The sequence below is a fragment of the Shewanella carassii genome (assembly GCF_002777975.1).
Classification (GTDB): domain Bacteria; phylum Pseudomonadota; class Gammaproteobacteria; order Enterobacterales; family Shewanellaceae; genus Shewanella; species Shewanella carassii.
The window spans coordinates 1-11,285 of the sequence record NZ_NGVS01000012.1 but is presented as its reverse complement, the minus strand read 5'-3'; the positions used below and the strand labels follow the sequence as shown (position 1 = coordinate 11,285).

Below are 11,285 nucleotides of genomic sequence, written 5' to 3'. Positions count from 1 at the left end.
CTTCGGGCTACACGCCGCTCTTCAAACGGCGCAGGCTACGCTGCAACCGGCTATCTTCTTCGCGTACCGACAACATGACTTCCTCGATATAACTCAAGTGGTCATTGGATGCTTCACGCGCAGCTTCGGGATCGCGGCGAACGATTGCGGCCAGCAAGGCCCGCCTATGTTTATTCGCCATGGATGAAGCTTCTTCGCGACGGCTCAGAAGCTCCAGGTTTTGCGCCACATTTTTATGTAGCACAGGGGTTAAACTCAGCACCAGGTGCAGCATGGCAACATTGTGTGAAGCCTCGGCTACCGCCCGATAAAAATGCACAATGGCAGCGGCTTGAGTCTCAATATTGTCGGCGTCTTCCACTTCCTGGATCATCCGCTGGATATTTTGCATATCGGCGTCTGTTCCACGCAGGGCAGCAAAATAAGCCATCATGCCTTCGGTGGCATGACGGAACTCCAGCAAGTCGTACTGACTCTCCGGATCGCCCTGCATAAGTTCGACTATGGGATCGGCAAGACTCTGCCACAGCTGTTCTTTGACATAGGTACCGCCGCCCTGACGGCGCAACAGTAACCCTTTTGCTTCCAGCTTTTGAATCGCTTCCCGCAATGAGGGACGGGAAACTTCAAACTGTAATGCCAACTCACGTTCAGGAGGTAACTTCTGACCCGGCTGAAGGCTGCCTTCCAGGATCATCTGCTCCAACTGATTCATGATGACATCAGAAATTTTTGGCTGACTGATTTTGCTATAAGCCATCTGGCCCTCAGCTCCTATTGTTAATTGGTCTTACCAATTATCATGAGTGAGCGCACTTTATCAAATCACACTTTCAAAGTCCAGTTGGTGATCTACATCAAGTCATCTCACGATGTGTGAGCATAGCCCAGTTTTCCCATCTCTGGGCAAGCCCACTGATAACATAGGTTTGACATCCCCTTTCCGTCATAGATATCAATGTTAATTGACCAGACCAAAGATGGTTAACAGAGATAACAAAGTGATCAGCAGCGTTGAATTACGCTTACTCAGAGCCAGCAAGGCCAGGGTGGATTGAACAGATACAGGAACCCCCTCATCTTCCGGCAGGGTTTCGGCAGCCAGCGCCACTCGGGTCACTATCTCTCTGGGCTGGGAATCCAGTGTCAACGCCAACTGACACCAACGAGGAAAAGCGTTGCTGAAATGGCCACACAATACATAACCAAAGCCAATGATCCGCGCCGGTAACCAATCGAGCCAATACAAGAGTGTATGTACCAGGGGCCACTCTTTACTCAAACGCTGACGCCTTTCATCAAAAAAGCGCACACTGCAATAAAACACGGCTCCCACCGGGCCAAATAAGATAAGGAACAGCGCCACTGCACCATAATAGCGGTAATTGAGCCAGGCTACGCTCTGGCCCACCCGAGCCCCCAGCTCCCCCTCACTGACCGCATCCAGGCACTCGCTGCAATCCAGCTCACCGGCAAAATGAAAACTGGCCTGCACATCACCACGGCAGGCGGCCTGCACATAACGCTTGAACAAACGCCTTTGATACTGATGGGAAAAACACACTATCGCTAACGCCACCCACAACAATAGCGAAGCCAGGCCCCAAAACCATCCATCCACCACCCATAGCGCCACCGCCACAGTGACCGCAGGCAATAACAGCGCCACCATCATGCCACCTGTAGTACTCAACTGGCTGTCGGTAAACATCTGCTTTTGATACCAGAGCAGCGCGCTGTCCAACTGCCAACGGGCGGGCAACAACTTCAAACGTTCAACAATAATCGCGATCAACAGGGAAAACAGTGCCATCTTTCCTTCTCCTTGCTCTATCTAAGCCAGTGACCATGCCAAATCCACAGCCGTCACAGTGCCTGTAAATATCTCTGCCAATCAAATCCTGGGCCTGGATCTGTCTTACGTCCCGGGGCGATATCACTATGGCCCACAATTCTCTCTTTACTGATATCCGGGTAAGCCAGCCGTAAATTCTGGGTCAGAGTAATAAGAGTATGATACTGCGCCTCGGTAAAGCCGGAATCATCTGTGCCCTCCAGCTCAATGCCAACGGCAAAATCATTACAGCCGCTGCGACCTTGAAAACTGGAGACTCCGGCGTGCCAGGCGCGTTGATCTACCGAAACATATTGGCGCAACTCACCATCGCGGCGAATAAGAAAATGCGCCGACACCTGCAACCCTTTGAGATCGGCAAAACTGGCATCGGCCGCTACATCCAGCTGTCCCAAAAACAGCTGCTCTATATAAGGCAGACCAAAATGGCCGGCCGGCAGACTGATATTATGGATCACCAACAGGCTCACCTCAGCATCGGGCCTACGATTAAAATGAGGCGAAGGGCTGTGGTTTGCCTGCCGATACCAGCCGTCATGCCATTGTTCCTTTACCAACGACTCTCCCCCTTATTCCTATTCGGCCACCAGCAACCCATCGCCGCCAACGTCAAACATTGAGGGCGGCAATGCCCGCTGATACCGGTTAATCTCATCATCTGCCGAGGTTAAAGCCTCGGCGAGTTAAGCCTCGAACACAATACCAGCAGCCAGGCTTATTATGCTAATCTAGCAATAATCATTACCCCAACAATCCCGAGTCAATCAAGGACGCGCATCATGCTCGAAAATGATATCAGGGTCAGTGTCAAAGCCGCTCTGGACGAAGACCTTGGCCACCAAAAGGCCTCTGAGGGCGATATCACCGCTCTGTTGATCCCCGCAGACAAGTATGCCGAAGCCACTCTTATTACCCGTGAAGAAGGTGTTTTCTGCGGTAAAGCCTGGGCCGAACAGGTATTTAACCAGCTCGGCGGCGAAGTCGCCCTGCACTGGCATGTAGACGATGGTGACCTGGTGCTTCCCAACCAGCTGTTGTGTGAGCTTTCTGGGCCGGCACGCCTGTTGCTCACCGGCGAACGCACCATGATGAACTTTATTCAAACCCTGTCGGGCGTGGCCAGCCTCACCAAAGTCTACAATGATAAATTGGCCGGCACCCAATGCCGCCTGCTGGATACCCGTAAGACCATTCCCGGCCTGCGCACGGCACAAAAATATGCCGTCACCTGCGGTGGAGGCAAAAACCATCGTATCGGCCTATTCGATGCCTTCCTGATCAAAGAGAATCATATTATGGCCTGTGGCGGGATTGCCAACGCCATCTCTGCAGCCCGTGAGCTGCACCCGCAAAAACCCGTGGAAGTCGAAGTAGAAAACCTGCAGGAGCTGACCGAGGCGCTGCAAGGGGGTGCCGATATTGTCATGCTGGACAACTTTGATATCACCATGATGCTGCAAGCGGTAGAGCTTAACGACAGCTTCAAAGCCAAGGGATTGGGTGCCAAACTCGAGGTCTCCGGCGATGTTACCCTGGAAACCATAGGCGCCTTTGCTCAAACCGGCGTTGACTACATCTCGGTCGGCGCCCTGACCAAGCACGTACGGGCGATGGACCTCTCCATGCGCCTTAAAAACTAAGGCCCGAGTTCCTACTTCGGCCTCCATAAGCGAGCCCCGGCGCCCCGGGCTCGCTCGCCGACGCTAACATCGCCAACCGCAGCCAGACTCGATTCCACCGCTCAAGCCTCTATTCACTCAAACCTCTATCCATTTAAACCACTATCCATAGCCACTAAACCATAGCCACTAAACCCATAGCTGCTAAGCCCTCAGACTCACCCCGCCACAGAGCATCTGCCAGCGAGAGAGCCGATTGACCACTCACCCACCATAACCCAAGGTTCCCACTCGTCTATATTTACCCCCAAAGCCCATCAAGCACCCGGGCGAACAACCCAAACCACGAAATGGCAAATAAACATAATATTAACAAGCTTAATTTGACACTATGATGCAGTATTGCATTTTTTGACAATGACATTTCTCTGACATCTTCTTAGCAAGTGCCAAAATATTGTTGCTACCATGATAAGCGCTCATGTAACAATTTTGAGCTTTACCGCGTATTTACGCCATTTTTCGCCACTTAGAGATTCCCTTTTGAGTAACTTTATACTAACTTTTATAGCGGGCGAGATGGCCGCTTCGGCCAACCTCACCGACAAGGTAACCAACCAACCGGGCGTCTGCCTCGGGCATGTGAAGTTGTTACAAATGTAACAACCCAGCTTAGAGTAGACACTCGGATCCTTAAGGTGCGGTTTGCCGGAACGACATACGATAAACTTAAATAGTTTTGCTGAACTGATTGAGTCTGGATCCAGATAGGCTTTGGGGTCATCCCCACTAAGCTGGCAAGCCGGGAAAGACCGCCTGAATATTTACAGGCATCACAGGAATACGAGTAACAGGGAATCAAGTTACCGATTCACTCAAGACGGCAACAATGGAGAAAGCAAATGAAAGGTATCAAACTCAACAAGCGTGCTCAGGGCTTTACCCTGATCGAATTGATGATCGTTGTCGCGATCATCGGTATTCTGGCGGCCATCGCACTGCCTGCGTATCAAACATATACTAAAAAGGCAAAGTTTTCAGAAGTCATTCTAGCAACCAGTGCGTTTAAAACTGCTTTTGAAGTATCTGCTCAATCAGGCAAATTCACCGCTTTGGCGGATGCAGATGCTGGCTCGCTGGGGTTACCCCCTGCCGTCGGTGCTTCTGGTGTGATTACTAGTGTAACCATCGCTGATGGTATCATTACTGCAACAGGCACCGCAGAAGTTGATAGCGCAACATATACCTTAACCCCTAACGGCATTGTTGCTCCAATTCAATGGACAGAAGGTGGTACCTGTCAAGCAGCAGGCCTGTGTTAATCAATGCCTACGACTGGCCTCCATTTAGGATTATCGACCCTATTTATCCGTAAGGGGCTGCTCGATGAGAGCAGCCTGGCGGAGGCCATCAAGCAGTCGCAAAACAGCAAACAAGCCCTGGTCACCACCTTGGTGACCAGTAAGCTTTTATCCGCCCGCAGCATAGCCGAGCTCTGTTATGAGGAGTACGGCACCCCACTGCTGGATCTCAACGAGTTCGATCTTGGCAGCATTCCGGAAGAGTTTCTCAACAAGAAACTGATCGACAAGCACCGCTGCCTGCCGCTGTTCAAGCGCGGCAACCGCCTCTATATCGCCACCTCGGATCCCACCAATATCGCCGCCCTGGAAGACTTTCAATTCAGCGCCGGCCTGCATGCCGAGGCGATACTGGTCGAAGAGGACAAATTAGCCAAGGCGCTGGAAAAAGTGCTGGAAGAGGACTTGAGTTCGCTGGAGCTCGATGGCCTCGACGAAGAGTCCCTCGCTGGCATTGAAGTCACCGACACCGACAAGCGTCCGGAAGACAACAGCGAAGGCAAAGACGATGCCCCCATCGTCATCTATATCAATAAAATTCTCACCGATGCCATCCGCAAGGGGGCGTCGGATCTGCACTTCGAACCCTACGAGAAGCGCTATCGCATCCGTTTCCGTATCGATGGCATACTCCATGAGGTGTCCGAGCCGCCGATTTCACTTTCCGGGCGGATATCGGCGCGACTGAAGGTGATGTCCAAGCTGGATATCGCCGAGCGCCGGGTGCCTCAGGATGGTCGCATCAAGATGAGGCTGTCGCGCAACAAGAGCATCGACTTTCGGGTCAGTACTCTGCCCACCCTCTGGGGCGAAAAGATAGTGATGCGGATCCTCGACTCCTCTTCGGCGCAATTAGGGATCGAAAAACTCGGTTACGAGGAAGACCAGAAACAAGCCTATCTGGAGATGCTGGCAAGACCCCAGGGAATGATCCTGGTCACCGGCCCCACGGGTTCGGGAAAAACCGTGTCCCTCTATACCGGCCTCAATATTCTCAACACCGAAGAGCGCAATATCAGCACCGCCGAAGATCCGGTAGAGATCAACCTCGAAGGGGTCAACCAGGTACATATCAACACCAAGGCCGGGTTAACCTTCGCCTCGGCGCTGCGCTCCTTCCTGCGTCAGGATCCGGACGTGGTGATGGTGGGGGAAATTCGCGATCTGGAAACCGCCGAAATCGCCATCAAGGCGGCACAAACCGGCCACTTGGTGCTCTCGACCCTGCACACCAACTCATCGGCCGAAACCCTCACCCGCCTGCTCAACATGGGCGTACCCGGTTATAACATTGCCAGCTCGGTCAATCTGATCATTGCCCAGCGCCTGGCGCGCCGTCTCTGCCCCGAGTGTCGGCAACCGGAGGAGATCCCCGAACATGAGTTGCTGCAGCTGGGCTTCAGCCAGCAACAGATAGATGCGGGCTTTACCCCTTATAAACCTTGTGGCTGCGAGCTCTGCTCCGGCGGTTATAAGGGCCGGGTCGGCATCTATGAGGTGATGAAGATGTCCGATGAAATAGCTCGAACCATTATGGAAGGCGGTAATTCACTGCAAATTGCCGCCACCGCCAAACAACAGGGCATGCGCGATCTACGTTTGTCGGGCTTACTGAAGGTGATCCAGGGGGTCACCAGCATTGCCGAGGTCAACCGGGTAACCAGTTATTGATGGGGATAATCGCCAAAGCGGTTACCGATGAATCTGACTAGAATTAACGGCAGATGGCTGAAAGGGCATATCGCAAGGAACTATTATGGCAACAGCAACGGCGGCAGCCAAAAACAATAAAACCAAGAAGAAAGGTGCCAAGGCTCAACCCCAGATCTATACCTTTACCTGGAAGGGGCTCAACCGCGACGGCAAGCAAAGCTCCGGCGAGTTGCGCGGTGCCAGCATAGCCGAAATCAAAACCCTGCTAAAAAGTCAGGGGATCAACCCCAAGACGGTACGCAAAAAATCGGCTTCGCTGTTTGGTGGCGATAAAAAAATCAAAGCGATGGATATTGCGGTGATCACCCGCCAGATAGCCACCATGCTGGCCGCCGGGGTGCCCCTGGTAACCTCCATCGAACTGATCGCCCGCGGCCATGAAAAGAATAGGATGCGGGTTCTGCTGGGCACAGTGCTGGCCGATGTTCAGGCCGGTATTCCCCTTTCCGATGCCCTGCGTCCTCATAGAATCTATTTCGATGACCTCTATGTCGACTTGGTCGCTGCCGGTGAACACTCCGGCTCACTGGATGCAGTCTTTGAACGTATCGCCACTTACAAGGAAAAGGCCGAGGCGCTCAAGTCCAAAATCAAAAAGGCCATGTTCTATCCGGCCGCCGTGGTTGTGGTAGCCATCGCCGTGACCGTACTGTTGCTGTTGTTTGTGGTACCACAATTTGAAAGCATATTTGCTGGCTTTGGTGCCGAGCTGCCCGCATTTACCCAGTTGATAGTCAATATCAGCCGCGCCCTGCAGAGTACCTGGTATATTTTCCTGGCGGCCATTGTCATCAGTGTTTGGCTATTTGTGCGCGCCCATCGCAACTCTGAGCATTTCCGAAACCGTATAGATGAAATGGTGCTTAAAATTCCATTGATAGGTGAAATTCTTCATAAAGGGGCCATGGCCCGTTTCGCCCGCACCTTAGCCACAACCTTTGCCGCCGGTGTACCTCTGATCGATGGCTTGGAGTCTGCCGCCGGGGCTTCGGGTAACTATGTCTACCGCAAGGCGCTGTTAAATGTGCGTACCGAAGTGATGGCAGGGATGCAGATGAACGTGGCGATGCGCACCACCAGGCTGTTTCCGGATATGCTGATCCAGATGGTGATGATAGGCGAAGAGTCCGGCTCGCTGGACAATATGCTCAACAAGATTGCCAATATCTATGAGATGCAGGTGGATGATGCCGTTGATGGCCTCTCCAGCCTGATTGAACCCATTATGATGGTGGTTATCGGCACCCTGGTAGGGGGGCTAATCGTTGGTATGTACCTGCCTATCTTCCAAATGGGTAACGTGGTAGGTTAATGCTGTTATTGGTATCCAGCAAAATGTAATAATAAAAACAGTAGGTTCGAAACCATTATTTTAGGGCAGCTTAATATTTCATGTCAGAATTTATTGCCATACTGAGCCACAATCATTGGCTCTTTCTTGTTCTCTGTTTTCTGTTTGCCTCAGTAATAGGCAGTTTTCTCAATGTGGTGATCCATCGTCTGCCGGTAATGATGAAGCGTGAATGGCAGCAGGAATGCAATCAGTACCTGCATGAATATCAAGCCGACTTTGTCAAACAGATAGGTGAAACAAAGTTAAATGCCCCAATAGATAATTATCCCCCAAAATATAATCTATTATTGCCAAAGTCTGCCTGCCCCAAGTGCGGAACCCATATCAAACCCTGGCACAACCTCCCCATAATCGGCTACCTGTTGCTTGGCGGCAAATGTGCCTCCTGTAAGACGAATATTTCCGCCAGATATCCCCTATTCGAGTTGCTGACGGCCTTACTCATTTGTACTCTGGGTTGGTACTTTGGCCCGACCCTGCAATTTGTTTACGCCACTATTCTCACTTTTGGGTTGATAGCTCTCAGCGGCATAGATCTGGATGAGATGCTATTGCCCGACCAGATAACCCTGCCGCTGTTGTGGTTTGGTTTACTGATCAATCTCTCCGGCACTTTTACCAGTATTACTGATGCCACCATAGGTGCCGCGGCCGGTTATTTGAGCCTCTGGTCTATCTACTGGCTGTTTAAATTAGTCACCGGCAAGGAAGGCATGGGTTATGGCGACTTCAAGCTGTTGGCACTGTTTGGCGCCTGGCTCGGATGGCAAATGCTACCTCTGATTATCCTGCTATCTTCATTGGTCGGCGCCTTGGTGGGCGTGTTGCTCATACTGTTCAAGGATCTCAATCGGGGGAATCCCATCCCCTTTGGCCCCTATATTGCCGTAGCTGGTTGGGTTGCCTTGGTGTGGGGACAACAGATTGTTGATTGGTATTTGGGGACGCTTTAAATGGCAAACTTTATTGTAGGCCTCACAGGCGGTATAGGCAGTGGCAAAACCACAGTCGCTAATCTGTTTGCCGAACAGGGAATCGTCCTGGTCGATGCCGATATCATTGCCAGGGAGGTGGTCGCCAAGGGCTCAGATGGCCTCAGACAAATTGGCGATAAATTTGGCCCTCAGATGCTGACTCCTGAAGGCCATCTGAATAGAGCGGCGCTGAGGGAGCAAATATTTCATCATCCGCAAGACAGGGAATGGCTCAATGCCCTGCTGCATCCCATGATACGAACCCGTATGCTGCAACAGATAGCAGCGGCAAGCTCCCCTTATGTCATCATGGTCGTTCCCCTGCTTTTTGAAAACGGCTTGGATAAACTGGTGCATCGCACCTTGGTGGTAGATATTTCACCCAAATTACAATTGCAGCGAACTATTGAGCGTGACAAGGTGTCTAAGGAACAAGTTCAAAACATTATCAATAGCCAGAGCGACCGCCAAACCCGGCTCGATAAGGCGGATGATGTCATTGATAATCAGGGAGATGTTACTGCGCTACAGTCGCAAGTGCTGGCGCTGCATAATAAATACTTACAGCTGGCAGAACGACAAAATCCATGAATACAACAGAACTGATATTCGAACAGCCGCTCAATGAAAAGGTCCGCAGCTATTTGCGTCTGGAATATCTCGCCCATCAATTAGACAATAACTTGCAGCAAGATCATCAGCACAGATGCTTCTACCCGCTTTTTTCTCTCTGTGAACTCACGGAACGCTGTGATTATCGCAGCGAAGTTATTAAAGATATCGACCGTCAACTCATTCAACTGCAAAGCTGGCAACAGCAAGACCAAGTCGATCAGCAGCAGCTCCAGTATTATCTCGAACAATTTTCCCTCGCCCGCGAAGCTCTACAACATCCACAGCGCCCCGGTAGTCAGTTAAAACAAGACAGATTTATATCGGCGCTCAGGCAGAGGTTCAGCATGCCCGGTGCTTGCTGTAACTTCGACCTGCCACAACTCCACTTTTGGCTGGCCAAGCCTTGGGAAGAGCGAAGCCAGGAGTTTCGCCAATGGACCAGCCATTTCAATAGCCTATTACAGCCCATCAGTCTGATACTGCAACTCACCCGAATGAGTAGTGAATATCGAGATGCCGTGGCTCATGCCGGCTTTTATCAAGGCGATAGCCAACAAAGCCTATCACTGGTCAGAGTCAAACTGGATGCCGAACACGGCTGTTATCCTACGATAAGTGGCCACAGGAATCGTTTTGCTATTCACTTTGTCCAGTTCGACCAGCAAAAACATTCGGATAAAACCGTCAAATTCCTACTGGCGACCTGCAGCTAAACTCTTTACCATGGGCGCCATCTGTTAGCCCAAGAGACACACAAATGCCTATCACAGTTAAGTGCCCCACCTGTCAAAAAGAGGTGGAATGGAGCCCCGAATCCAAATTTAAGCCCTTCTGTAGCGAGCGCTGTAAACTCATCGATCTCGGTGATTGGGCCTCGGAAAAACACGCCATTCCGGTCAAACCAGAATTCGATGAACAACTGCTGGATGAGTTTGGCTACGATGAGGGTAACTTCTTCAAGGATCAGTAGTGATGAAACGAGTTCATGTCGCAGTCGGAGTGATCAAATCCGGCGAGCAGATCCTCTTGGCCAAGCGCCATGGGCATCTGCACCAAGGTGGGAAATGGGAGTTTCCAGGTGGAAAAGTCGAAACCGGTGAAACCGTCACCCAAGCCCTTGCCAGAGAATTGATAGAAGAAGTCGGGCTCAAGGTAACGGGCTCAACTCCGTTCATGTTGTTGTCTTATGACTACCCGGACAAACAGGTGTTGCTGGATATCCACCTGGTCACGGAATTCAGTGGTACGGCCTATGGCGTAGAGGGACAGCAAGTCGAGTGGGTGCACTTGGAAAAACTCCAGGAATATACTTTCCCGGATGCCAACCAACCGATTCTTGATAAAATCCTTACAGAGCTTTCAAACTAAGCCCTAAGCCAGCCTATGCTGGCTTTTTATTATCCCTGTCTTGTCGACTCAGATGTCCCAAATCACCTCTGCAGAGTTCATAGTTGATGACGCAACTATGGATACGGCAATCACTCAGACAACACTGTCTTTCCAACCGAGTATTCGATTGCTACAAGCACATTGTTGACCACGTATCCCGAGCCTGGAATACCTTCATTGAGGATACTGTCGGGTGAAATCTCTGTGCTCCAGAGACTGGATAAATCTGACCAGATAATTAATCAAATTGGTATAAGAGTGGACATTTCAAAATGCTATTAAAACGAAAAATCCCCAACACAGAGTGCTGGGGATCCATCGTTTATTGGGCGTCTGGCGATGACCTACTCTCACATGGGGAGACCCCACACTACCATCGGCGCGATTGCGTTTCACTTCTGAGTT

Annotated in this window: 12 protein-coding genes and 1 rRNA gene; 9 read left to right on the top strand and 4 right to left on the bottom strand. The window is 51.2% G+C overall.

Translation table 11 applies throughout. The features are described 5' to 3' along the window. Positions 1–7: 7 nt before the first annotated feature. The 3 genes from pdhR to ampD form a co-directional block, all read right to left on the bottom strand. Positions 8–760: a pyruvate dehydrogenase complex transcriptional repressor PdhR gene (pdhR, locus tag CBE72_RS07290; protein ID WP_100142968.1), complete on the bottom strand. Its 753-nt coding sequence runs from the start codon at positions 758–760 to the stop codon at positions 8–10. Positions 761–961: 201 nt separating this feature from the next. Further along, positions 962–1,813, bottom strand: coding sequence for a beta-lactamase regulator AmpE (gene ampE / locus CBE72_RS07285; RefSeq protein WP_100142967.1), 852 nt, complete (start codon positions 1,811–1,813; stop codon positions 962–964). A 53-nt stretch (positions 1,814–1,866) separates the two neighbouring features. Next, positions 1,867–2,412, bottom strand: a complete 546-nt coding sequence (gene ampD, locus CBE72_RS07280; protein WP_100142966.1) for a 1,6-anhydro-N-acetylmuramyl-L-alanine amidase AmpD — start codon at positions 2,410–2,412, stop codon at positions 1,867–1,869. Between the two features lie 222 nt (positions 2,413–2,634). Here ampD and nadC point away from each other — a divergent pair, with 222 nt between their 5' ends. From nadC to mutT, 9 genes are all read left to right on the top strand, one after another. Beyond that, positions 2,635–3,495 carry a carboxylating nicotinate-nucleotide diphosphorylase gene (nadC, locus tag CBE72_RS07275; RefSeq protein WP_100142965.1) on the top strand — a complete coding sequence of 287 codons (861 nt, stop codon included), beginning with the start codon at positions 2,635–2,637 and terminating at the stop codon, positions 3,493–3,495. An 881-nt stretch (positions 3,496–4,376) separates the two neighbouring features. Then, positions 4,377–4,796, top strand: coding sequence for a pilin (locus CBE72_RS07270; RefSeq protein ID WP_100142964.1), 420 nt, complete (start codon positions 4,377–4,379; stop codon positions 4,794–4,796). 3 nt (positions 4,797–4,799) lie between these two features. Then, positions 4,800–6,506, top strand: a complete 1,707-nt coding sequence (pilB, locus tag CBE72_RS07265; RefSeq protein ID WP_100142963.1) for a type IV-A pilus assembly ATPase PilB — start codon at positions 4,800–4,802, stop codon at positions 6,504–6,506. An 85-nt stretch (positions 6,507–6,591) separates the two neighbouring features. Next, positions 6,592–7,860, top strand: coding sequence for a type II secretion system F family protein (locus CBE72_RS07260; protein WP_100142962.1), 1,269 nt, complete (start codon positions 6,592–6,594; stop codon positions 7,858–7,860). A gap of 80 nt (positions 7,861–7,940) precedes the next feature. Continuing rightward, positions 7,941–8,855: a prepilin peptidase gene (locus tag CBE72_RS07255; protein WP_100142961.1), complete on the top strand. Its 915-nt coding sequence runs from the start codon at positions 7,941–7,943 to the stop codon at positions 8,853–8,855. After that, a complete protein-coding gene (coaE, locus tag CBE72_RS07250) occupies positions 8,856–9,467 on the top strand; it encodes a dephospho-CoA kinase (protein WP_100142960.1) in 612 nt (203 codons plus the stop codon). Continuing rightward, positions 9,464–10,204, top strand: a complete 741-nt coding sequence (zapD, locus tag CBE72_RS07245; RefSeq protein WP_100142959.1) for a cell division protein ZapD — start codon at positions 9,464–9,466, stop codon at positions 10,202–10,204. The genes coaE and zapD overlap by 4 nt, the downstream gene beginning before the upstream one ends. Before the next feature lie 44 nt (positions 10,205–10,248). After that, the gene (gene yacG / locus CBE72_RS07240) at positions 10,249–10,461 is read left to right on the top strand and encodes a DNA gyrase inhibitor YacG (RefSeq protein ID WP_100142958.1); all 213 of its coding nucleotides are present in this window, start codon (positions 10,249–10,251) and stop codon (positions 10,459–10,461) included. Then, positions 10,461–10,859 (top strand): 8-oxo-dGTP diphosphatase MutT, encoded by a 399-nt coding sequence (mutT, locus tag CBE72_RS07235; RefSeq protein ID WP_100142957.1) that lies wholly within the window; start codon positions 10,461–10,463, stop codon positions 10,857–10,859. The genes yacG and mutT overlap by 1 nt, the downstream gene beginning before the upstream one ends. Positions 10,860–11,211: 352 nt before the next feature. Here mutT and rrf read toward each other — a convergent pair. Continuing rightward, positions 11,212–11,285, bottom strand: a 5S ribosomal RNA gene (gene rrf / locus CBE72_RS20655); the annotation flags it as partial.